The sequence below is a fragment of the Streptomyces sp. 7R007 genome, assembly GCF_054850255.1.
Map to the genome: position 1 here is coordinate 1 of NZ_JBTWMV010000073.1, position 20523 is coordinate 20523.

Consider the following 20523-nt stretch of genomic DNA (forward strand, 5'->3'; position numbering starts at 1 on the left):
AGCCTGGGGCGCGGCACGCCGTGCGCGGACTGGGACCTCGGGGAACTGCTGGCGCACCTCGACGACTCGCTGGACGCCCTGCACGAAGGGCTGACGGGCGGACGGATCGGGCCGGCTCCCGGTCACCCCTCAGACGCCGATCCCGCCTGCGCGTTCCGTACGCGCGCGTGCGCGGTGCTGGGCGCCTGGGCGGCCGGACCGGGCGAACGGGTGCGGGTCGGCGAACGGGCGCTGGACGTGCGGGTGATGGCGGCCGTGGGCGCCGTCGAGATCGCCGTGCACGGGTGGGACGTGGCGCAGGCGGGCGGGCTGCGGCGGCCCCTGCCGGGCGCGCTGGCCGCCGAGTTGCTGTCCGTGGCGCGGTGCGTGGTGGCGCGGGAGGACCGGGGGGTGCGGTTCGGCGCGCCGGTCGCGGTGCCGCCGGGCGCGGGCCCCGACGTGCGGCTGCTGGCGTTTCTCGGGCGCCGCGATTCCTTTGCGGGATGAGGCGGGTCTGCCTTCCGTGAGTGATCCGAACAGCTCACGGAAGGACCCCCGTCATGACGGAGACACTGAGTGTCCCGGTACGCAAACCAACGCCCGGCGAGGCCCCGCACCGGCGCGTGTGGACCGTCGTGCTCGCCGGTCTCGGCGCCCTGCTCTGCTCCCTCGACATCGTGGTCGTCGCGACCGCGCTGCCCGCCCTGCGGGCCGATTTCGGGGCGAGCCTGTCGGACCTGGAGTGGACGATCAACGCCTACAACCTGGTCTTCGCCTGCCTGACCCTGACCGGCGCCGCGCTCGGCGACCGGTTCGGGCGCAGGCGGATGTACGTCGTCGGGCTCGCCGTCTTCACCCTCGCCTCCGCGACCGCCGCCCTGTCGAACGACCCGGGACAGCTCATCGGCGCCCGGATCGTGCAGGGCGCCGGGGCGGCCGTCCTGCTGCCGCTCACCCTGACGCTGATCAGCGAGGCGTTCCCGGCCGAGAAGCGGGGCGTCGCGATCGGCGTGTGGGGCGGGGTGACCGGCCTCGGGGTCGCCGCCGGACCCGTGCTCGGCGGGGCCGTCACCGAGGGACTGTCCTGGCAGTGGATCTTCTGGCTGAACGTGCCGATCGGGCTGGCCATGCTGCCGTTCGCCGCGACGAAACTCCGCGAGAGCCACGGCACCCGGCCCCAGCTCGACCTGGTGGGACTGGTGCTGGCCGCCGTCGGCGTGACCGGGCTGGCCTGGGCGCCGGTGCGGGCGCCGCAGGCGGGATGGGGGAGCGGTGAGGTGCTGTCGGCGCTGGCCGCCGGAGCGGTGTTCACGGCGGCCTTCCTCGCCTGGGAGCGCAAGGGCGCCCGCTATCCGATGCTGCCGCTCGCGCACTTCCGCCGGCGTGGCTTCAGCACCGCCAACGCGGTCGCCTTCCTGCTCTTCGGGTCCCTGCTGGGCGCCCTGTTCATGATCACGCAGCTGTTCCAGACCGGGCTCGGCTACTCCCCGCTGGAGGCGGGCGTGCGCATCCTCGTCTGGAACGCGATGCCCCTGCTCGTCGCCCCCGTCGCCGGTGCCCTCGCGGACCGCTTCGGCACCCGGCCCTTCATGCTCGCCGGCATGGTCCTGATGGCCACCGGTCTGGGCCTGCTCGCCTGGCAGGTCGAACCCGGCGTCGGCTACGGGCGGTTGGTCGTCCCGCTGATCCTCGCGGGCATCGGCATCTCGCTGGTCTTCCCCAGCGTCGCCAACGCCGTGACCTCCTCCGTGCCCCTCGGCGACGCGGGCGTCGCCGCCGGCGTCAACAACGCGCTGCGCGAACTGGGTGGCGTCTTCGGCGTCGCCGTCGCCGCCCTGGTCTTCACGCGCTACGGCGGCTACGAGTCGCCCGCGTCCTTCCTGGACGGCTGCGCGCCGGCGCTGTGGGTGTCGGCGGGGGCCGCCGGAGCGGGGGCGCTGGTGGCGGCCTGCGCGCCGCCTCGGCGGGCGTGAGCCAGGTCCGTGCCGTCGAGCAGCCGGCACAGCGACTCGGCGGCACGGACGGCCGCGGCTCCGCAGCAGTTGTTGAACAGCACGTGGAGCCGCTCGACCCGCCCGGCCAGGTCCCGCAACCGGGGCAGCCACTCGGCGAGTTCGTCGTCGCCGTAGTCGTACCGGAACCGGTCCTCCTTGCTTCCCGACCCCCAGGCGAGGCTGCGCCCGTGGAACCGCACGACCGACAGCCCGGGCGTGGTCACCGGCGTGACGGGCGGGACGGAGGAGGGCAGGGCCTGCGTCATGTCGACGGCGACGGCGGTCATGCCGTACCGGGTGAGCAGCGCGCGGGTCGCCTCCGCCCACTCCTCGCGCCACCAGTCCGGATGCCGGAACTCGACCGAGACCGGCCACCCGGCGGTCCGCTCGGCGCACTCCTTCAGGAACGCCCCGGCCCGCTTGCCCGGCCGGACCCACGGCGGTAACTGGAACAGCACACTGCCCAACCGCCCGGCCCGGCGCAGCGGTTCGATCCCCTCGGTGAAGCGCGCCCACACCTGGTCGAGCACCTTGGGGTCGGCGGGGTCGGGCGGCAGCCCGTCCGGCATCACGGAGCCGCGCGTCGGATGCCCCGTCAGCAGCGAGAACGCCTTGACGTCGAAGACGAATCCCGGCGGCGTCCGCTCGGCCCACAGCCTGCTGTTGCGGGCGCTCGGCAGCGCGTAGTACGCCGAGTCGACCTCGACCACCGGGAACCGCTCGGCGTAGTACCGCAGCCGCCCCTCCGCGTCCCGCCGCCCCGGCGGATACCACCCGCTGCCCACCAGCGCCCGGTCCGTCCACGAACACGTGCCCACGAGGATCTCGCCCATGAGGGGCCGGTTACCCCCGCGAGGGTTGTGGAAGCACACCTCGTTTGTTTATAGTCGCAGTGACTATTAAGGGGCCGGTTGGTGCGGGCCCGACCGTCAAGGGGGTGGCCGGTCATGGAGTACGACAAGTACGCCTACGAACCCTTCGCCGTCACCGTCGACCTCGCCGTCCTCACCCTCCGCGAGGGCGCCCTGCACGTGCTGCTCGTCGAGCGCGGGCAGGAGCCGTACGCCGGGCACTGGGCGCTGCCCGGCGGGTTCGTGGAGCCGGACGAGTCCGCCGAGAGCGCCGCCCGGCGGGAACTCGCCGAGGAGACCGGCCTGTCCGACGTCACCGGGCTGCACCTGGAGCAGCTGCGCACCTACAGCGAACCCGGCCGCGACCCCCGGATGCGGGTGGTGTCCGTCGCCTTCACCGCGCTGCTGCCCGACGCGCCCGAACCGCACGCCGGCAGCGACGCGGCACGCGCGAGCTGGCTGCCGTACGACGCGGCCCGGCCGCTCGCCTTCGACCACGACCGCATCCTGGCCGACGCGCACGAACGGGTCGGCGCCAAGCTGGAGTACACCTGCCTCGCCACCGCCTTCTGCCCGCCCGAGTTCACCCTCGGCGAGCTCCAGCAGGTCTACGAGACGGTCTGGGGCACCGCCCTGGACCGGCCCAACTTCCGCCGCAAGGTGCTCGCCACGCCCGGCTTCGTCGAACCCGTCCCGGGCGCCGCCCGGTTGACCGGCGGGCGCGGCAAACCGGCCGCGCTCTACCGGGCCGGCCCGGCCACCTCCCTCTACCCGCCGCTCCTGCGACCGCCTCGGGAAGGACGTTCCGCATGACCGCCACGACCGTCAGAAAGCGCGCCGCGACCGGGTCCCTGCTGGGCCTCGCCCTCGGGGACGCGCTCGGTTACCCCACCGAGTTCAGTGACGTGCCGTCGATCCTCGCCACGTGCGGACCGTGGGAGCGGATGCCGCTGCCCGAGCCCGCGATCGTCACCGACGACACGCAGATGACGCTGGCGCTCGGCAAGGGCCTGCGGACCGCCATGGACCGGGGCGTACTCGGGCCGGAGGGCATGGCCGAGGCGGTGCGCGGGGAGTTCGTCGCCTGGCACCGCTCCCCGGACAACAACCGCGCGCCGGGCACCACCTGCCTGCGCGCCTGCGCCCTGCTGGAGGACCCCGACCTGCCCTGGCAGGACGCCAGCCAGGTCCACTCCAAGGGCTGCGGCGCCAACATGCGGGTCGCCCCCGTCGGGCTCGTGCCCGGGCTGAGCGACGAACAGCGCGCCGGCGCCGCCCAGTTGCAGGCCGCGCTCACCCACGGGCACCCGACCGCGCTGGCCGCCTCCGACCTCACCGCACGCGCCGTACGGCTGCTCGCGCAGGGCGTCGAACCGGCCGGACTCCTCGACCACCTGCGCGCGTACGCCCTCGACAACCGCAGCCACTACCACCACGCCTGGCTCGGCGACCTGTGGACCCGCGGCCAGGACCCCACCGCCGAGCGGTTCATCGCGCGCGGCTGGGACGAGTGCCTGGAGATCCTCGGCCGCCTTGCGGAGGCCGCGCGCACGGTCTCGCCCGACACCGACCCGTGCCTGGCCACCGGCGCCGGCTGGATCGCCGAAGAGGCCCTCGCCACCGGCCTGTTGTGCTTCCTGCTCTTCCCCGACGAACCAGTGACGGCGATCCGGCGCGCGGCCTGCACCTCCGGCGACTCCGACTCGATCGCCTGCCTGACCGGGGCCTTCGCGGGAGCCTGGCTCGGCGCGGACGCCTGGCCGACGGAGTGGGCGGACCGGATCGAGTACCAGAGCGACCTGATGACCCTCGGGGCGCTGTGGGACTAGGCGGCGAGCGCCCGGCGGGCCGATGTGCGGCGGGTTCTGATGAGGAAGTCCTCCACGCGGCGGCGGTCCGGTTCCTCGGGGAGCGGGGTGTGCCGGGCCGCCCGCGCGGCCTCCGCCGCCAGGCGGTTCATCCGTGACTCGACCTCGGGCCAGGGGACTTCGCCCCGCCTGACCGCGAGGAGCTCGTCGCGGCGGTCGCCGACGTCGAGGGTGAGGGCGCCCGTGCGCAGCAGGTCGCGGGCGCCGGCCAGGAGCCGTAGCAGATGCATCGCGTGCTTCCAGCGCGGGGCGCCGTGCGTACGGACGTCGGCCTCCAGCTTCCGGCGCTGGCTCAGCGCGTACCCGGCGAAGCTCTGGTGGGCGTGCCGGGACAGGAACGCCCCACGCAGGGCGAGGAGTTCCCGGCCCGTGTCGTCGACGTACTCCACCAGCGGCGAGTGCAGGCACTCCAGGATGTTCGGGTTGGCGCGCAGGGCCAGCTCGCAGAAGCGCTCCAGCTCCCAGCTGAACTGCTCCTCGGCCGGCCCGTCGACATGCGTGGGCGGCTTCTCGAAGCGCCAGAACAGGGGAGTGGGCGCGAGGAACACGCCCCGGCGGTCGGTGTCGCTGCCCTCCGTCGCCAGACCGAAGGCGCGCGAACCCATCACGCAGGAGTACACCGTGTGGTCGCGTACCAGGGTCTCGGGCTGCATGTCCGGGAGCGTACGCGGCACTTCACGCCAGGCGGACCGAATTTCCCTCCACCTCGACCCGCTCCTCGGGCAGCGGCCTGGGCGCCGGGCCGTGCGCCACCGAGCCGTCGGCGATGTGGAACCTGCTGCCGTGGCAGGGGCAGTTGATGGTGCCGCCCGAGACGCTGGTCACCGGACAGCCCTGGTGGGTGCAGATCGACGAGAAGGCCTTGAACTCGCCCTCCTTCGGCTGGGTGACCACGACCTTCTCGTCCGCGAAGATCGTGCCGCCGCCGACCGGGATGTCCGAGGTGCGCGCCAGCTCCTGCCCGCCGGAGGCCCCGCCGGACGCCTTGACGGAGGACGATCCGGAGCCGCTGTCGCCGTACTTCGCGCAGCCCGCGGCGAGGGCCGCCGCGCCCGCCGCCAGGATCACCGTGCGCCGCGTCGAGCGAGGGGTCATGTCGTCACTCCGAACGTGCGGAAGAACCAGAGGGCGGAGGTCAGCCAGAGCAGGGTGAGGACGGTGAAGACCAGCCCGCCCACGAGCGGCAGCAGCCAGCCGGGCAGCCGCTCCGAGCGCAGCAGGAGCATCTTGGCGCTGAAGGCACCGAAGAAGAAGCAGCCCAGCACCGAGTGCCACACCACGCGCGTCTCGTACGTCTGGTAGCCCAGCGCGTACAGGCAGTGCACGGCGACCGGGACCGCGACCAGGAAGGCGATCCGCCCCGACCAGCGGTGCAGCGCCGGCGCCCAGCGCGGGCCCGGCAGCCTGCCGTACACCATGAACGCGGACACCAGCTGGACCAGTGCGAAGAAGAACGCGGTCGTCGCCAGCCACGACTTCACCGCGCCGGTGCTGCTGAACCCGGCGAGGTTGAAGGCGGTCCCGGCCGGGTCGTGGACCCTGCCGTACACCCCCAGACCGACCGCCACCGCGGCGGCGACCAGCGCCGGCACCACGAAGCGGGCGGCGCCGGGCGCGCGGTGGGCCGGTTTCGGCGGCGGGAAGCTCTGCGTGGCGGCGTTCGGGTCGACGGTCATGGTCGGCTCCCTGGAGCAAGAAGGTCAGGGCGATACGGGACGTGCCGTGAGCTGCTGTCCGTCGACCGTCACCGCGCCGGTGTCCGGGTCGATGGCGGGCGCGGCCGAGGGCGCTCCGTCGCGGGTGACGATGCCGACCTGCCGGCCGCCGGGCAGGACGATCCAGCCGCCGACGATCCGGGCTCCGGCGACCTGGCTGTTGGCCCGGTACAGCCCGGACGGCTTGTCCGTCCTGCCGAGGGTGAAGGAGTAGTGCCCGCCGCCGACGTCGGCCGTGCCGCGCAGCTGCCTGCTTCCCTTGAGCGCGCCCTCCAGCCTCGCGCCGCCGGCGCCGGTCAGCCGCACGCCGCCGTCGTCCCGCACGTCGCCCTTCAGCCAGGACTCGATGTTGTGGCCGTCGCAGAAGTAGGCGATCGCCTTGCCGCCGCGCAGCGAGACGGCGACGGCGGAGGAGTCGTCGTCGGTCCGGCCGGTGTAGACGCCCTGCGGCGCGGCGGTCCGGGTCGGCGACGCGGACGGTGACGTGCCGGTCCGTGCGGGCGTCGGCGACGCGGCCTTCGGCGTGGGCGACTCCTCCCGGTAGGAGGACGAAGCGGTCCTCGTTCCCGACGTCGCGTTGAGCGACAGCATGAACAGGCCGAGCAGCAGTCCCGCGAGCAGGGTCACCAGTGGACCAGGACGCTTCATACAGGGCCTCCCCCGAGGCGGGTTTCCTGCCATGAGAGCGGACCGGCGCACCGTCGTAAAGAGGCGCACGGGGTGTTCCGCCCCCAAGTAGCGGAATAGAGACATTCGGGTGACATTGTCAGAGATCGTCGGGCCGTCTCAGGGGGCGGGCGGCCACGACTCGTCCGGCGCGGGCTGACTAGGCTGGACGGACCAGAGTCGAAACGCACGTCAGCAAGGAGCAGCGCCGTGGCGGTACGAGCGGTCCGGGGGGCCGTGCAGCTGGAGCGGGACGAGGCCGGCCACATGGACGAGCAGGTCGGGGCCCTGCTCACCGCCATCCTGGAACGCAACGAACTGACCGCCGACGACCTGATCAGCATCTGGTTCACGGCCACACCCGACCTGCACAGCGACTTCCCGGCGGCCGCCGCGCGCAAGCTCGGCATCGTCGACGTACCGCTGATCTGCGCCCAGGAGCTGGACATCGAGGGCGCCATGCCCCGCGTGGTGCGCGTCCTCGCCCACATCGAGTCCGACCGGCCCCGCTCCGGCATCGCCCACGTCTACCTCGGCGCCGCGGCCGGCCTGCGCAAGGACATCGCCCAGTGAGAACCGCACTCGTCATCGGCACCGGGCTCATCGGCACCTCCGCCGCCCTCGCCCTGTCCCAGCGCGGCGTCACCGTCCACCTCGCCGACCACGACCCCGGGCAGGCCCGCACCGCCGCCGCGCTCGGCGCCGGCACCGACGAGGCCCCCGAAGGGCCGGTCGACCTCGCGATCGTCGCCGCCCCGCCGGCGCACGTGGCGGGCGTCCTCGCCGACGCCATGCGCCGCGGCCTGGCCCGCGGCTACATCGACGTGGCCAGCGTCAAGGGCGGCCCGCGCCGGGAGCTGGAGGCGCTGGGCCTCGACCTCGCCGCGTACATCGGCACCCACCCCATGTCCGGGCGCGAGAAGTCCGGACCGCTGGCCGCGACCGGCGACCTCTTCGAAGGCCGCCCCTGGGTGCTGACTCCGACCCGGGACACCGACACCGAGGTGCTGAACCTCGTCCTGGAACTGGTCTCCCACTGCCGTGCCGTGCCGGTGGTCATGGACGCCGACGCCCACGACCGCGCCGTCGCGCTCGTCTCCCACATGCCCCACCTGGTCTCCAGCATGGTCGCCGCGCGCCTGCAGCACGCCGAGGAGGCGGCCGTACGGCTGTGCGGCCAGGGCATCCGGGACGTGACCCGGATCGCCGCCTCCGACCCGGCGATGTGGATCGACATCCTGTCCGCGAACCCCGGACCGGTCGCCGACCTGCTCACCGACGTCGCCGCCGACCTGGAGGAGACCGTGCGGGCGTTGCGCTCGCTGCAGTCCTCCGACGAGGCCAAGCGGCGGGAGGGCACCTCCTGCATCGAGGACGTCCTGCGGCGCGGGAACGCCGGTCAGGTCCGCGTCCCCGGCAAGCACGGCTCCGCGCCCCGGGCGTACGAGGTCGTGGCCGTCCTCATCGACGACCAGCCGGGCCAGCTGGCCCGCATCTTCGCCGACGCGGGCCGGGCCGGCGTCAACATCGAGGACGTGCGCATCGAGCACGCGACCGGCCGGCAGGCGGGCCTGGTGCAGCTGATGGTGGAGCCGCAGGCGGCGTCCGTGCTGTCGGCGGCGCTGCGGGAGCGGGGCTGGGCCATCCGGCAGTGATCTTCCCGATGATCCGCCTGTAAGAGGGGACCCGGGAAGCCAGTAACCTTGTCCGGGGCACGATCGCGCCCCCCTGACTCCCACCGCGCACCAGGAAGGTGTCCCCCCGTGGAAAACGGCGCCGCCCAGCCCGTGATCGTCGCCATCGACGGTCCCTCCGGCACCGGCAAGTCGAGCACGTCGAAGGCCGTCGCCGCGCAGCTCGGTCTGAGCTACCTGGACACCGGGGCCCAGTACCGGGCGATCACCTGGTGGATGGTGACCAACGGGATCGACACCGACGACCCGCACGCGATCGCCGCCGCGGCCGGCAAGCCGGAGATCGTCTCCGGCACCGACCCGGAGCACCCGACCATCACGGTCGACGGCACCGACGTGGCCGGCCCGATCCGCACCCAGGAGGTCACCTCCAAGGTCAGCGCGGTCAGCGCGGTCCCCGAGGTGCGCGCCCGGATCACCGAGCTCCAGCGCTCCCTGGCGTCCTCCGCCGCCACCGGCATCGTCGTCGAGGGCCGCGACATCGGTACGACCGTCCTGCCCGACGCCGACCTCAAGATCTTCCTCACCGCCTCCCCGGAGGCCCGCGCGGCCCGCCGCAGCGGCGAGCTCAAGGGCGCCGACGTGCACGCCACCCGCGAGGCGCTGATCAAGCGCGACGCCGCCGACTCCTCCCGCAAGACCTCGCCGCTCGCCAAGGCGGACGACGCGGTCGAGGTGGACACCACCGAGCTCACCCTCGCCCAGGTCATCGAGTGCGTCGTCACCCTGGTCGAGGAGAAGCGGGCCGGCAAGTGACGCAGGCTTCGCGGAGGGGTGCCGAGGTCGGGCGGCGCATCGGCGTCGGCCTGATGTACGGGCTGTGGCGGCCGCGCGTGCTCGGCGCCTGGAAGGTGCCCGCGACCGGCCCGGCGATCCTCGCGGTCAACCACTCGCACAACATCGACGGCCCGATGGTCATGGGCGTGGCGCCCCGGCCGACGCACTTCCTGATCAAGAAGGAGGCGTTCGTCGGCCCCCTCGACCCGTTCCTGACCGCGATCGGCCAGCTGAAGGTGGACCGCTCGGTCGCCGACCGCGGCGCGATCACACGGGCGCTCGACGTGCTGGCGGCCGGCGGTGTCCTCGGCATCTTCCCGGAGGGCACCCGCGGCGAGGGCGACTTCGCCTCGCTGCGCGCCGGGCTCGCCTACTTCGCCGTCCGCAGCGGCGCGCCGGTCGTCCCGGTCGCCGTGCTGGGAAGTTCCGAGCGGCACGGACGGTTGATACAGGGGCTGCCTCCGCTGCGCAGCCGTATCGACGTCGTCTTCGGCGACCCGTTCCAGGCGGGCGACGGATCCGGACGGCGTACGCGCAAGGCGCTCGACGAGGCGACCGAGCGCATCCAGAAGCAGCTCACCAGCCACCTGGAAAACGCCAGGCGCCTCACCGGGCGCTAGGCGACACTGAGTAGTGGATCAACCGGTCGAAACCGGGCGGTCCACCGACCACCACGATGAACGACGAGGTACGGACTTCATGAACGACCACATCGACTCCGAGGGCTCTTCCGAAGAGCACGACCACGGAGCGCTTGGCGATGCCGAGTACGCGGAGTTCATGGAGCTCGCCGCGGAAGAGGGCTTCGACCCCGAGGACGTCGAGGGCGCGATCGAGGCCGCCGGGCACGGCCCGCTGCCGGTGCTCGCCGTCGTCGGCCGCCCGAACGTCGGCAAGTCGACGCTGGTGAACCGCATCATCGGCCGCCGCGAGGCCGTGGTCGAGGACAAGCCGGGCGTCACCCGTGACCGCGTGACCTACGAGGCCGAGTGGTCGGGCCGCCGCTTCAAGGTCGTCGACACCGGCGGCTGGGAGCAGGACGTGCTCGGCATCGACGCCTCCGTGGCGGCGCAGGCCGAGTACGCCATCGAGGCCGCCGACGCCGTCGTGTTCGTCGTCGACGCCAAGGTCGGCGCGACCGACACCGACGAGGCGGTCGTACGGCTGCTGCGCAAGGCCGGCAAGCCCGTGGTGCTGTGCGCCAACAAGGTCGACGGGCCCAGCGGCGAGGCGGACGCCGCGTACCTGTGGTCGCTCGGCCTGGGCGAGCCGTACCCGGTCTCCGCGCTGCACGGCCGCGGCACCGGCGACATGCTGGACGCCGTCCTGGAGGTGCTGCCGGACGCGCCCGCGCAGACCTTCGGCGCCACCGGGACCGGCGGCCCGCGCCGCGTCGCGCTGATCGGCCGGCCCAACGTCGGCAAGTCCTCCCTGCTGAACAAGGTGGCGGGCGAGGAGCGCGTCGTCGTCAACGAACTCGCCGGCACCACCCGCGACCCGGTCGACGAGCTCATCGAACTGGGCGGCACCACCTGGAAGTTCGTCGACACGGCCGGCATCCGCAAGCGCGTCCACCTCCAGCAGGGCGCCGACTACTACGCCTCGCTGCGCACCGCGGCCGCCGTCGAGAAGGCGGAGGTGGCGGTCATCCTCATCGACGCCTCGGAGCCCATCTCGGTGCAGGACCAGCGGATCGTGACGATGGCCGTCGAGGCCGGCCGCGCGATGGTCATCGCCTACAACAAGTGGGACACCCTCGACGAGGAGCGCCGCTACTACCTGGAGCGGGAGATCGAGACCGAGTTCGGCCAGGTCTCCTGGGCGCCCCGGGTCAACGTCTCGGCGCGCACCGGCCGGCACATGGAGAAGCTGGTCCCGGCGATCGAAACGGCCCTCGCGGGCTGGGAGACCCGGGTTCCCACCGGCCGCCTCAACGCCTTCCTCGGCGAGCTGGTCGCCGCCCACCCGCACCCGATCCGCGGCGGCAAGCAGCCCCGCATCCTCTTCGGCACCCAGGCCGGCACCAAGCCCCCGCGGTTCGTGCTCTTCGCCTCCGGCTTCATCGAGGCGGGCTACCGGCGCTTCATCGAGCGCCGGCTGCGCGAGGAGTTCGGCTTCGAGGGCACGCCGATCCACATCTCGGTGCGGGTGCGCGAGAAGCGCGGCTCGAAGAACACGAAGAAGAAGTAGCCGGCAACGGCGAAGGAGGGCGGCCCCGTTCGGGGGCCGCCCTCCTTCGCGGTCTCACACGCCTCTGCGCAGCCCGGGCGGCAGTGCCGCCGGGACGTGGTGCATCCCCGTCCCCTGCTGCTGCCCGATGAGGCCGACGCGCTGCCACTGCGACTGCTGACGGGCGCTGAAGGCCCCCGCGCTGTAGGCGCTGTACGAGCTGCTGAACGACCCCGGCCGGTGCCCGCCGTAGGAACCCGTGCCCTGCGGGACGGCCCCGAAGGCGGTGAAGCCCAGCTCCTCCTCGCCGCTGCGGTCACCCGGCAGCGTACGGAAGGACTTGACGTACTCGGCGTAGAGCGCGTCGTAGATCGGCGTGGCCGATGGGCCGCTGAAGGGGTCCTGGGCCGATCGCGAGGCGGGGACCGGCTGGTGGGACGAGCGGCGGGGAACGTCGTAGGTGTGCACGTACGTTCAAACGACCCCGGGCGTCAGGGGATGCGGTCACGCGGAGGCCCGTCGCCGCCTCACGTCCCCGCCAGCGGCATCGCCGCCCCGACCAGCTGGCCGTTGGCCGCCGCCTTGTCCAGCGCGTCGCGCAGCAGGTCCTCCCGCGGCTGCCGGCCGATCGAGCCCACCGGTGCCGCGAACACCAGGACCTGCTGGTGCTTGTTGGCGGCGGCCCGCCAGCTGTCGGTGACCTGCAGCGGCTGGTGCGCCTGCCACCAGGCCACCGGCTGGCCGCCCGTCGACGAGGGCTGGAGCACCGCGTGCAGCTGCCCCACGGCGAGCAGCACCGACCAGCCGTGCAACACCGGTGGCACCTCGGCCAGTTCGGTCAGCGGCATGAACCCCTGCTCGATGAGCAGCGGCAGGAAGTCGTCACCGGCCCCCGACGTCCCCGGCCGCACGATCCGCGCGGTCGGCTCGACGACCAGCGCGGGGTGCAACTCCCCGGCGATCAGGACCAGTCCGCTGGTCACGCCGAGCACCGCCTGCTCGGGCACGACCTTCTGCGGGTCCAGGTCCACCGTGTCGCCCGAGATGGACCGCACGGCGCCCTGCAACTGCTCCTCGGTGACCTGGACGACCTGCGAGGGCAGGCAGGTGGCGTGGGCGAAGGCGAGAACGGCGGTCTCGTCGCCGATGAACAGGACGGTGCTGGTGCGCTCCTGTTCGGAGTCGCCCGGGGTGCGGCAGGACGTGCAGTCGTAACTGCCGGGGGCGTTCTCTCCGGCGAGCAGCCGGTCGGCTTCTTCGTCGCCGATCTCGGCTCGTACCTCGTCGCTGACGTCGAGCATGCGCGGCACGGGTGGCTCCCCTCGGGAAGTGTGGACCGGGCGGGTCCCGGGCTCATGAAGAAGACAACGGGCGATCTGTGGCGGGAGTCACGCTCGACGGCGAACGGAATCGAACCATCCACCGCACAGGGTCACGGTCGGCGCGGAATCGGACACTCTCCGTCAATTCCTAGGAAACCCAAGGAAGTTGGTTCCGTGAAGTGGGTCACAGATCGTCGGGAGTGCTGGTCGACAAATCATGAAATCAGCGAATGAAGTGGGTGGCCGAAAATCACTGATACCCGCGGTAACGGCGAACTGGCCTGGAATGACAAGCAGTTGCTTGCTGACGGCTCGACAGGCTCCCTACATTCCTCCGCCGTGTGCAACGAGCACCGCTCGGGAACGTCCGCCGACCGCACCGGCCGGCACCACCAGGCACGCGCGATCGCCGGCGGACGGGGCGGAGCGTGGCGACCGGCCCAAGTGCCGCGAGCGCGCCCCGCCTTGGGGGACCCCGGGTGTTTCGAGAGGGAATTACATGTCCGAGTGTGCCGATACCACCCGTGAAGACGTCCACGCGTCCCGTACGGAGACCCGTACGACGTCTCGTACGACCAAGACGGCGGTCCTCGCCGGGGCCGCGCTGCTCGCCGCCCCCCTCGGACTGCTGGCCGCGGCCGGCAACGCCGCGGCGGCGGACGGCGGAGTGTGGGACCGCATCGCGCAGTGCGAGAGCGGCGGCAACTGGCACATCAACACCGGCAACGGCTACTACGGCGGACTCCAGTTCTCCGCCGGCACCTGGCGCGCGTACGGCGGCACGGCCTATGCGCCGACAGCCGCCCAGGCCACCAGGGAGCAGCAGATCGCCGTCGCCACCAAGGTCCAGCAGGCCCAGGGGTGGGGCGCCTGGCCGGTCTGTTCGGCGCGGGCCGGAGCGTACGGCAGCGCACCCGCGGCCGCCTCCGGGTCCTCGGCGACCACCAAGTCCGCCCCGTCGGCGCAGCAGAAGCAGTCGCAGCCGGCAAAGGCGCCGGTCCGGTCGCAGGGCCACACCGCCCGCAGCGCGTCCCGCGGCGACTACACCGTCCGCGAGGGCGACACGCTCAGCACGATCGCCGCCCGGCACGGCACCACCTGGCAGCGGATCTACGCCGCCAACAAGGCCGCCATCGGCGCCGATCCCAACCTGATCATGCCCGGACTCCAGCTCGACCTCTGAGCCGCCCGGGTCCGCGCACGGCGCCCCATCCGGTCCTCCGACCGGGTGGGGCGCGCCGTCGTCGCGGACGCGTCGCCGCGGCCGGCCGCCGCCCGCGGCCTAGCGTGGGCCGATGCCGCACGCGTCGATCGCCCTCGCCGTAGCCGCCCTGCTCACCGCCGTCGCACCCGCGGCGCCCCCGCCCCCCGCCCCCGGCCCCGTGCCCGTCCGCGCGCCCTACGACTGCCCGAAGGACCGGTCGCCCTGGGACTGCGTCGCCGACTGCGAGAGCGGCGGGCACTGGGACGCCGACACCGGCAACGGCTTCTACGGCGGGCTGCAGTTCCGGCAGGCCACCTGGGAGGAGTTCGGCGGCCTCGCGTACGCCCCGCGCGCGGATCTGGCCACCCGTAAGCAGCAGATCGCCGTCGCCGAGCAGGTGCTGGCCGCGCAGGGGTGGCAGGCCTGGCCGGTGTGTTCCCGGCGGTACGGGCTTCAGAGCGGCACGTCGCCGTCCTGACGGGCCCGGCCCCGCACTTCGGCCGCCTCTCCGCTGAACACGACGGCGCCCCGGCGCAGTTCGTGGACGAGGACCGGCGTGCGGGCGCGCAGCCCCGGGGGCAGCCGTTGTTCGGCGACCACCACGCACGCGTCCAGCCCGCCGAGGAGTTCGTACGTCCGTGCCGCCACCGCCGGTGACATGCCCTGCGCGGGCTCGTCGACGAGCACCACGCGCGCGCGTGCCAGCAGGGCGCGGGAGAGCGCGAGCATGCGCTGCTCGCCGCCGGAGAGGGTGCCGGCGCGGCGCTGGAGCAGGGGGGCGAGCCGGGGATAGGCGTCCAGCGCGAAGGAGGGGTCCCGGGCGGCGAGTTCGAGGTTCTCGCGGACGGTGAGGGAACCGAACACCGCCTGGCGCTCGGGCACCAGGCACAGGCCGCGCCGGGCTCGCTCGTACGCCGGTACGCGGGTCACGTCGACGCCGTCCCACACCACCGCGCCGCCCGCGAGCGGCACGGTTCCGGCCAGGGCGCGCAGGGCGGTGGTACGGCCGGAGCCGTTGCGGCCCAGCAGGACGGTGAGGCCGGGGGCGGGGGCGGCGAGGGTGACGCCGTGCAGGGCCTCCAGGGGGCCGTAGCGCACGCGCGCGTGGCGCAGGCAGACGCCGTTCACGGGGTGGCCTCGTCCAGGACGCGGTCGGGCGGGCCGGAGGCGACGACGCGGCCGGCCGTCATGACGTGGACGACGTCGGCCAGGTCGGCGACCAGGTCGAGGTCGTGCTCGACGACGAGCAGGGCGGTGCCGTCGGCGGCGAGGGCCTTCAGGACGCGGGTCAGGGCGGCGACCTCGGCGCTGTCCAGGCCGGCGGCGGGTTCGTCGAGGAGCAGGACGCGGGGGGAGCCGGCGAGGGCTCGGGCGAGTTCGACGCGGCGGAGCGTGCCGGTGGGCAGGCCGGCGGCGGGGAGGGCCCGGAGGGGACCGTCCAGGGCGAACAGGCGCAGGGCGCGGTCTACGGCGGCCGGGGCGGGGGTGTGGCCCTGTTCGGCGCCTACGCGGACGTTCTCGGCGACGGTGAGGGTGGGGAAGACCGACAGGTGCTGGAAGGTGCGGGCGATGCCGAGGCGGGTGCGGGCGTGGGCGGGGAGGCGGGTGATGTCGCGGGTGCCGAGGCGTACGTGGCCGTGGGTGGGGCGGAGGGTGCCGGCCAGGCAGTGGAAGAGGGTGCTCTTGCCGGCGCCGTTGGGGCCGACGACGGCGGTGATCCGGCCGGGGGGCACGTCGAGGTCGACGCCGTCGAGGGCGGTGAAGCGGCCGTAGCGGGCGTGGAGGGCGCGGGCGGTGAGGGTGGGTGCGGAGGGCGTGCGTGGGTGGGAGGGCACCCGGCCTGCGGCCGGGTCCGGGTTCCCACCGGCACCACTCGTGCGGCTTTCGGGGTCGCGTGCGGGTGGCCCCGATGAGGGCGGAACGCCGTCAGCGGCTGCGGGGCGGCTGCGGGGAGTCGCCCCTACCAGCACCGGACGCGGCTCCGCTCGCAACGTCACCGGCGCCAGCCGTGCCCGTACCCTCACCCCCAGCTCCGTCAGCCCCACCCCCCGCCGCCCCCGCAACCGCCCCGTCGCCGTCCGCAGGGCCTCGTACGGACCGCCGGGGAAGCGGCCCAGCAGGACTGCCAGGACGCCGATCAGGGCCGCCGCCACCCCGCCCCGGGCGCCCGCGTCGAGGCCGACCAGGAGGGCGGCGGCGGCCAGGGCGCCCAGGGTGCTGTCGGCGCCGAGGACGACGACCGCGGCGAACCAGAGGAGGCCGCGGACGGGGTCGTAGGCGCCGGGGTCGAAGGCACGCAGGCCCATGCCGAGCAGGCCGCCGCCGAGCGCGGCCAGGGCGGCGCCGGAGACGAAGGCCAGGAGCTTGAGGGACGGGACCCGCACGCCGGCCGCCGCCGCACCCGCCTCGTCGTCCCGCATGGCGGCCAGCGCGCGGCCCGTACGGCCCCTGCGCAGGGCGCGGGTCGCGAGCAGGGCCGCCGCGAGCAGGGCGAGTTCGAGGACGTAGTACGCGCGGTCGCCGTCGAAGCCCGCCGGGCGGTCCAGGGCCAGACCCGAGGTCGCGTACGGCTGGGCGAAGACGAAGCGGCTCACGCCGACGCCCACCGCGAACGTCGCCAGCGCGAGGGCCAGCCCCCGGCGTCCGATCGCCGGCCAGCCCGTCAGGAGCCCCAGCGGGGCCACCAGGACCACGGCGAGGGCCAGTGCGGCCAGCTCCGGGACGCGGGGGAGGCCGGGGAAGCGGCCGGCCGCCAGCAGGGCCGTGAAGAGGGCCCCGAGGCCCGCGTACGCCGCCTGGCCGAGGGAGATCTGGCCGCCGCGCCCGGTCACCACCACCAGGGACAGCAGGACCACGCCCAGCGCCGGCACCTGGACCGACGTGTGCAGGTCGGAGCCCGCGAAGCCGAGCGGCAGCAGGAACAGCACCCAGGCCACGATCCACGCCCCCGGCGGCGTCGGCACGCGCGCGGTGGCCGTGCGCGGCAGCGCGTCCCGGGTGCCGACGCGGGGGAGGGCGAGGGCCGCGACCAGGAGGGCGACGACGAACAGATTGGCGCCCGCCGCCCGCAGCAACGGCTCCGCCCAGCCCGACGGATGCAGCCGGGTCAGCTGGCTCTGCCCCACCCCGATGCCCAGCGCCACCAGCACGGCGACCGGCAGGCTGCGCATCCGCGCGGCGACCGCCACCGCGACCACCTCCATGACCAGCAACGGCAGTCCGTAGGGGTCCAGACGCACGTACGGCGCCAGCAGCACGCCCGTCAGGCCCGCCGTGAACGACCCGAACGCCCAGCCGGCCGCCGCCACCCGGTCCGCGTCGATCCCGCCGAGGACCGCCAGCCGCCGGTCGTCGACCACGGCCCGCAGCTCCCGCCCGAACCGCGTCCAGCGGATCACCGCCCCGACCCCCGCCGCGAGCACCACGACGACCGCGAGCTGCCCCCAGGGATCCGCCGACACCAGCTCCGGCGCGTCGTCCCGCGCCCCCTGCCCCCATACCAGCGCCGCCCCGCCGACCAGCAGCACGAACACCCCGATGGAGGCCACGAGCGTCTGGGCCGGATCGCCGCCGAGGACCGCGAGGGGACGGAAGACGAACCGTTCGAGGGCCACCCCGATCGCCGGGGCCAGGAAGACCAGCGTCAGCGTCGCCGACGGCCACAGCGGCCAGCCCCACCCGACCACGCACTGCCGCAGCGCGTAGGCGCACACCATCGCGATCGCCCCGTGCGCGAAGTTCAGCACGCCGGTCGCCCGGTACGTCACGATCAGGCCGATCCCGGTGAGCGCGGCGGCGCCGCCGACCGAGAGACCGGCGAGCGTGAGGTCGTACGTCAGGGACGACATCAGTCGGTTTCTTCGGAGGGCTCGCAGATCGGGCACGGGCCCAGCTCGCCGCCCGCCAGGAGCTTCGCGTCCACCGGGACCGCCTCCACCTTGCCGGCCACCAGCGGGCAGTCCGCGCGGTGCCACAGCGTGCCGCCCGGCACCATCAGCAGGTCCCCGCTGACCGCGAGCGGCGCGGTCGCCGCCTGCGCGGACTCCTCGGCGTCGGCGGACCCGGCGGCCACCAGAAGGCCGTACAGCTCCTCCACGCGCGCGGCGGCGACCGTGCCGCGGCCGTGGGTGAGCAGGACCGCGCCGGCGATGATCAGCGCGGCGCCGGGGACCGTGCAGGAGGCGAGGTAGGGCAGCTGGCGTTCGGCGTAGCGCTCGCCCGAGACGCCGTACCAGCCGATGACACACAGCACCGCGCCCGCGGCCAGCGCGGCCCAGCCGGCCCACAGGACGGGGTGCACACTCCGCAGCCTGGCTGTCCGCATCTCCGGCTCCCACAGTCACGTGTCCGTCAGTCTTTCCAGGTCCGCCGATCGCTTGCACTATGCCTTCTGCAAGCCGACCCTGAAAGCACCGGGCGCACCTTGCCCGGACCGACACCCGGTGGTGAGCCAGATGGTTCTCGGGAGCGACCGCACACGGAGCAGCGCGGGCAGGGGACGGGGTGCGGCGTTCGCGGCCGGCCTCCTTCTCATCCTCGCCCCGGCCCTCGCGGCCTGCAGCGACGACAGCGGCGGCGGCAGCGGGACCGCGCCCCCCACTCCGACGGTGGAGCAGACGACGAAGAACGCCTCGCCCACCGCGCCGGCCGATCCGACGGCGGCCAAGAAGGAGATCACGCGGAACTGGCAGAAGTTCTTCGACCCCAAGACCTCTCTCGCCGACAAACAGAAGGTGCTCGAGGACGGCGACCGGATGGCGCCCGTCCTGCAGGCCTTCAGCGGAGACAAGCGCGGCGGCCAGGTGCAGGCGAAGGTCCAGCAGATCGAGTTCACCACGGCGGACGAGGCGACGGTGACGTACGCGCTGACCCTGAACGGCGCGACCGCCCTGCCCAAGGCCTCCGGAACCTCCATCGAGCAGGACGGCGTCTGGAAGGTGTCCGTCAACACCCTGTGCGCGCTGGTGCAGCTGAGCGGCGATGCGTCGGGTTCGCCGGCCGCGGGCTGCTGAGGGCGCCGCCGCCGCGGCGCTGCTGCTGGTCCTGGGCACGGCCTGCGGCAGCCGGCTGCCGGAGAGCGACTTCGAGCACGGCACGCGCACGCCCGCGCGCGGTGACACCACACCGGTCCGCGTCGGCATCATCGCCAGCGCGACCAGCCCGGTCGGGGGCAGCACCTTCACCGGCCCGCGCGACGGCGCCAAGGCGTACTTCGACCGCCTCAACGCGCGCGGCGGCATCGGCGGCCGGCCGGTCGAGGTGCGCGAGTGCGACGACGGCGGCAGCGGCGTCGGCGACAACACGTGCGTGCACCGGCTGATCGACGAGGACAAGGTCGTCGCCCTGGTCGCCACCACCGTCCTGGACTACGCGGGCGCCTCCCGCGTCTCCCACGCGCGCGTGCCCGACATCGGCGGCCAGCCCATCGGCGCCGCCTACGACACCTGGCCGCACCTGTACGGCGTCTACGGCAGCCTCGCGCCCAGGAACGGCACCCCGGGCTGGGGCGGGAAGCTGTACGGCGGCACGGAGGTCTACCGGTACTTCAAACGGGAGCAGGGCGCCCGTACGGCCGCCGTCGTGTCGTACAACCAGGCATCCTCCGCCGCCTACGCCCGTCTCGTCGGGCAGGGGCTGAAGGCCGAGGGCTACAAGGTGGTCGCCGAGCAGGTCGACTTCGCGCTGCCCAACTTCCGCGCCGCCGCGGCCGACCTGAAGGAGCAGGGCGCCGACCTGGTCTTCGACGCCCTCGACACGCACGGCAACGCCCAGCTGTGCGAGGCGATGGACGAGGTCGGCGCGAAGGTCACCGCCAAGGTCACCAACGTGCAGAACTGGACCTCCACCGTCCCCGAGGACTACAAGGACGCGCCGCGCTGCCGCAACGCCCTGTGGGCGACCGGCTCCAGCCGGAACTTCGACGACACCTCGAACGCGGCCGTCCGGGAGTTCCGGGACGCCACCAAGGGCCTGCGGACGCACTCCCAGTGGCAGCTGGAGGGCTGGGCGGCGGCCATGTGGTTCACCGACGCGGCGAAGTCCTGCGCGGCCACGGGCGTCACGCGCGCGTGCGTCGACGCCTTCATGAACCGCAGCGAGAACTACACCGCGGGCGGGCTGCTGCTCCCGGTCGTCTTCGAGCGGCTGGCCGAGCCGCCGAAGACGCGCCGGACCTGTCTGTCGGTGGCGCGCTGGCGCGACGGCAAGGGGTGGGTCTCCCAGGGCGACATGAACCGCACCTGCTTCGACGTCCCGCAGCTGCCGTACAGCCCCTGAGGGAGCCG

Annotated in this window: 23 protein-coding genes; 13 read left to right on the top strand and 10 right to left on the bottom strand. The window is 73.8% G+C overall.

All coding sequences use genetic code 11. The features are described 5' to 3' along the window. The coding region (locus ACYF6T_RS41415; RefSeq protein ID WP_461703136.1) for a TIGR03086 family metal-binding protein at positions 1 to 486 on the top strand (486 nt) is incomplete at its 5' end. A 53-nt stretch (positions 487 to 539) separates the two neighbouring features. Beyond that, positions 540 to 1952 (top strand): MFS transporter, encoded by a 1413-nt coding sequence (locus ACYF6T_RS41420; protein ID WP_461703137.1) that lies wholly within the window; start codon positions 540 to 542, stop codon positions 1950 to 1952. On the opposite strand, the gene ACYF6T_RS41425 is transcribed toward ACYF6T_RS41420, so the two are convergent. Then, a complete protein-coding gene (locus ACYF6T_RS41425) occupies positions 1838 to 2806 on the bottom strand; it encodes a DUF72 domain-containing protein (RefSeq protein ID WP_461703138.1) in 969 nt (322 codons plus the stop codon). The two genes, ACYF6T_RS41420 and ACYF6T_RS41425, sit on opposite strands and share 115 nt — an antisense overlap. Positions 2807 to 2920: 114 nt before the next feature. Between ACYF6T_RS41425 and ACYF6T_RS41430 the strand changes: the two genes are divergently transcribed. Together ACYF6T_RS41430 and ACYF6T_RS41435 are read left to right on the top strand one after the other, a co-directional pair. Next, a complete protein-coding gene (locus ACYF6T_RS41430; RefSeq protein ID WP_461703139.1) occupies positions 2921 to 3637 on the top strand; it encodes an NUDIX hydrolase in 717 nt (238 codons plus the stop codon). Then, entirely contained in the window at positions 3634 to 4653 is a 1020-nt protein-coding gene (locus tag ACYF6T_RS41435) for an ADP-ribosylglycohydrolase family protein (protein WP_461703140.1), read from the top strand. The genes ACYF6T_RS41430 and ACYF6T_RS41435 overlap by 4 nt, the downstream gene beginning before the upstream one ends. On the opposite strand, the gene ACYF6T_RS41440 is transcribed toward ACYF6T_RS41435, so the two are convergent. Genes ACYF6T_RS41440 through ACYF6T_RS41455 form a run of 4 tightly spaced genes read right to left on the bottom strand, consistent with a single transcriptional unit; the run spans position 4650 to position 7055 of the window. Continuing rightward, positions 4650 to 5345 (bottom strand): nucleotidyltransferase domain-containing protein, encoded by a 696-nt coding sequence (locus ACYF6T_RS41440; RefSeq protein ID WP_461703141.1) that lies wholly within the window; start codon positions 5343 to 5345, stop codon positions 4650 to 4652. The two genes, ACYF6T_RS41435 and ACYF6T_RS41440, sit on opposite strands and share 4 nt — an antisense overlap. A 22-nt stretch (positions 5346 to 5367) precedes the next feature. Beyond that, the gene (locus tag ACYF6T_RS41445) at positions 5368 to 5787 is read right to left on the bottom strand and encodes a Rieske (2Fe-2S) protein (RefSeq protein ID WP_461703142.1); all 420 of its coding nucleotides are present in this window, start codon (positions 5785 to 5787) and stop codon (positions 5368 to 5370) included. Next, on the bottom strand, positions 5784 to 6368 hold the full coding sequence (locus ACYF6T_RS41450; protein ID WP_461703143.1) for a DUF6529 family protein: 585 nt from the start codon (positions 6366 to 6368) through the stop codon (positions 5784 to 5786). Before ACYF6T_RS41450 ends, ACYF6T_RS41445 begins: the two co-directional genes overlap by 4 nt. 24 nt (positions 6369 to 6392) lie before the next feature. Next, the gene (locus ACYF6T_RS41455; RefSeq protein ID WP_461703144.1) at positions 6393 to 7055 is read right to left on the bottom strand and encodes a hypothetical protein; all 663 of its coding nucleotides are present in this window, start codon (positions 7053 to 7055) and stop codon (positions 6393 to 6395) included. A 228-nt stretch (positions 7056 to 7283) separates the two neighbouring features. Between ACYF6T_RS41455 and aroH the strand changes: the two genes are divergently transcribed. From aroH to der, 5 genes are all read left to right on the top strand, one after another. Beyond that, positions 7284 to 7646 (top strand): chorismate mutase, encoded by a 363-nt coding sequence (gene aroH / locus ACYF6T_RS41460; protein WP_461703145.1) that lies wholly within the window; start codon positions 7284 to 7286, stop codon positions 7644 to 7646. Further along, positions 7643 to 8728: a prephenate dehydrogenase gene (locus tag ACYF6T_RS41465; RefSeq protein ID WP_461703146.1), complete on the top strand. Its 1086-nt coding sequence runs from the start codon at positions 7643 to 7645 to the stop codon at positions 8726 to 8728. Before aroH ends, ACYF6T_RS41465 begins: the two co-directional genes overlap by 4 nt. A 108-nt stretch (positions 8729 to 8836) precedes the next feature. Beyond that, entirely contained in the window at positions 8837 to 9523 is a 687-nt protein-coding gene (cmk, locus tag ACYF6T_RS41470; protein WP_461703147.1) for a (d)CMP kinase, read from the top strand. Positions 9524 to 9576: 53 nt separating this feature from the next. After that, positions 9577 to 10164: a lysophospholipid acyltransferase family protein gene (locus tag ACYF6T_RS41475; RefSeq protein WP_461703164.1), complete on the top strand. Its 588-nt coding sequence runs from the start codon at positions 9577 to 9579 to the stop codon at positions 10162 to 10164. A 79-nt stretch (positions 10165 to 10243) separates the two neighbouring features. After that, positions 10244 to 11734: a ribosome biogenesis GTPase Der gene (gene der / locus ACYF6T_RS41480; RefSeq protein WP_461703148.1), complete on the top strand. Its 1491-nt coding sequence runs from the start codon at positions 10244 to 10246 to the stop codon at positions 11732 to 11734. A 54-nt stretch (positions 11735 to 11788) separates the two neighbouring features. On the opposite strand, the gene ACYF6T_RS41485 is transcribed toward der, so the two are convergent. Both ACYF6T_RS41485 and ACYF6T_RS41490 read right to left on the bottom strand, forming a co-directional pair. Continuing rightward, the gene (locus tag ACYF6T_RS41485) at positions 11789 to 12181 is read right to left on the bottom strand and encodes a hypothetical protein (RefSeq protein WP_461703149.1); all 393 of its coding nucleotides are present in this window, start codon (positions 12179 to 12181) and stop codon (positions 11789 to 11791) included. Positions 12182 to 12240: 59 nt separating this feature from the next. Continuing rightward, a complete protein-coding gene (locus ACYF6T_RS41490) occupies positions 12241 to 13023 on the bottom strand; it encodes a hypothetical protein (protein ID WP_461703150.1) in 783 nt (260 codons plus the stop codon). Positions 13024 to 13534: 511 nt separating this feature from the next. Between ACYF6T_RS41490 and ACYF6T_RS41495 the strand changes: the two genes are divergently transcribed. Beyond that, positions 13535 to 14218, top strand: a complete 684-nt coding sequence (locus tag ACYF6T_RS41495; protein ID WP_461703151.1) for a transglycosylase family protein — start codon at positions 13535 to 13537, stop codon at positions 14216 to 14218. A 112-nt stretch (positions 14219 to 14330) separates the two neighbouring features. Then, entirely contained in the window at positions 14331 to 14717 is a 387-nt protein-coding gene (locus ACYF6T_RS41500) for a transglycosylase family protein (protein WP_461703152.1), read from the top strand. Here the strand turns inward: ACYF6T_RS41500 and ACYF6T_RS41505 are convergent. Genes ACYF6T_RS41505 through ACYF6T_RS41515 form a run of 3 tightly spaced genes read right to left on the bottom strand, consistent with a single transcriptional unit; the run spans position 14693 to position 18563 of the window. Next, entirely contained in the window at positions 14693 to 15367 is a 675-nt protein-coding gene (locus ACYF6T_RS41505; protein WP_461703153.1) for an ABC transporter ATP-binding protein, read from the bottom strand. The genes ACYF6T_RS41500 and ACYF6T_RS41505 overlap by 25 nt on opposite strands. After that, positions 15364 to 18087: an ABC transporter permease subunit gene (locus tag ACYF6T_RS41510; RefSeq protein ID WP_461703154.1), complete on the bottom strand. Its 2724-nt coding sequence runs from the start codon at positions 18085 to 18087 to the stop codon at positions 15364 to 15366. Before ACYF6T_RS41510 ends, ACYF6T_RS41505 begins: the two co-directional genes overlap by 4 nt. Further along, entirely contained in the window at positions 18087 to 18563 is a 477-nt protein-coding gene (locus ACYF6T_RS41515; protein ID WP_461703155.1) for a hypothetical protein, read from the bottom strand. The genes ACYF6T_RS41510 and ACYF6T_RS41515 overlap by 1 nt, the downstream gene beginning before the upstream one ends. Before the next feature lie 130 nt (positions 18564 to 18693). On the opposite strand from ACYF6T_RS41515, the gene ACYF6T_RS41520 reads away from it, so the two are divergent. Together ACYF6T_RS41520 and ACYF6T_RS41525 are read left to right on the top strand one after the other, a co-directional pair. Then, the gene (locus tag ACYF6T_RS41520) at positions 18694 to 19251 is read left to right on the top strand and encodes a hypothetical protein (RefSeq protein WP_461703156.1); all 558 of its coding nucleotides are present in this window, start codon (positions 18694 to 18696) and stop codon (positions 19249 to 19251) included. Continuing rightward, entirely contained in the window at positions 19220 to 20515 is a 1296-nt protein-coding gene (locus ACYF6T_RS41525; RefSeq protein WP_461703157.1) for an ABC transporter substrate-binding protein, read from the top strand. The genes ACYF6T_RS41520 and ACYF6T_RS41525 overlap by 32 nt, the downstream gene beginning before the upstream one ends. Positions 20516 to 20523 lie beyond the last annotated feature (8 nt).

Bases quoted from the DNA above. Each gene is read 5' to 3' on its own strand.
- ACYF6T_RS41420 (WP_461703137.1), top strand. From the start codon at position 540: ATGACGGAGACACTGAGTGTCCCGGTACGCAAACCAACGCCCGGCGAG.
- ACYF6T_RS41425 (WP_461703138.1), bottom strand. From the start codon at position 2,806: ATGGGCGAGATCCTCGTGGGCACGTGTTCGTGGACGGACCGGGCGCTG.
- ACYF6T_RS41430 (WP_461703139.1), top strand. From the start codon at position 2,921: ATGGAGTACGACAAGTACGCCTACGAACCCTTCGCCGTCACCGTCGAC.
- ACYF6T_RS41435 (WP_461703140.1), top strand. From the start codon at position 3,634: ATGACCGCCACGACCGTCAGAAAGCGCGCCGCGACCGGGTCCCTGCTG.
- ACYF6T_RS41440 (WP_461703141.1), bottom strand. From the start codon at position 5,345: ATGCAGCCCGAGACCCTGGTACGCGACCACACGGTGTACTCCTGCGTG.
- ACYF6T_RS41445 (WP_461703142.1), bottom strand. From the start codon at position 5,787: ATGACCCCTCGCTCGACGCGGCGCACGGTGATCCTGGCGGCGGGCGCG.
- ACYF6T_RS41450 (WP_461703143.1), bottom strand. From the start codon at position 6,368: ATGACCGTCGACCCGAACGCCGCCACGCAGAGCTTCCCGCCGCCGAAA.
- ACYF6T_RS41455 (WP_461703144.1), bottom strand. From the start codon at position 7,055: ATGAAGCGTCCTGGTCCACTGGTGACCCTGCTCGCGGGACTGCTGCTC.
- ACYF6T_RS41475 (WP_461703164.1), top strand. From the start codon at position 9,577: ATGTACGGGCTGTGGCGGCCGCGCGTGCTCGGCGCCTGGAAGGTGCCC.
- der (WP_461703148.1), top strand. From the start codon at position 10,244: ATGAACGACCACATCGACTCCGAGGGCTCTTCCGAAGAGCACGACCAC.
- ACYF6T_RS41495 (WP_461703151.1), top strand. From the start codon at position 13,535: ATGTCCGAGTGTGCCGATACCACCCGTGAAGACGTCCACGCGTCCCGT.
- ACYF6T_RS41500 (WP_461703152.1), top strand. From the start codon at position 14,331: ATGCCGCACGCGTCGATCGCCCTCGCCGTAGCCGCCCTGCTCACCGCC.
- ACYF6T_RS41510 (WP_461703154.1), bottom strand. From the start codon at position 18,087: ATGTCGTCCCTGACGTACGACCTCACGCTCGCCGGTCTCTCGGTCGGC.
- ACYF6T_RS41515 (WP_461703155.1), bottom strand. From the start codon at position 18,563: ATGCGGACAGCCAGGCTGCGGAGTGTGCACCCCGTCCTGTGGGCCGGC.
- ACYF6T_RS41520 (WP_461703156.1), top strand. From the start codon at position 18,694: ATGGTTCTCGGGAGCGACCGCACACGGAGCAGCGCGGGCAGGGGACGG.
- ACYF6T_RS41525 (WP_461703157.1), top strand. From the start codon at position 19,220: ATGCGTCGGGTTCGCCGGCCGCGGGCTGCTGAGGGCGCCGCCGCCGCG.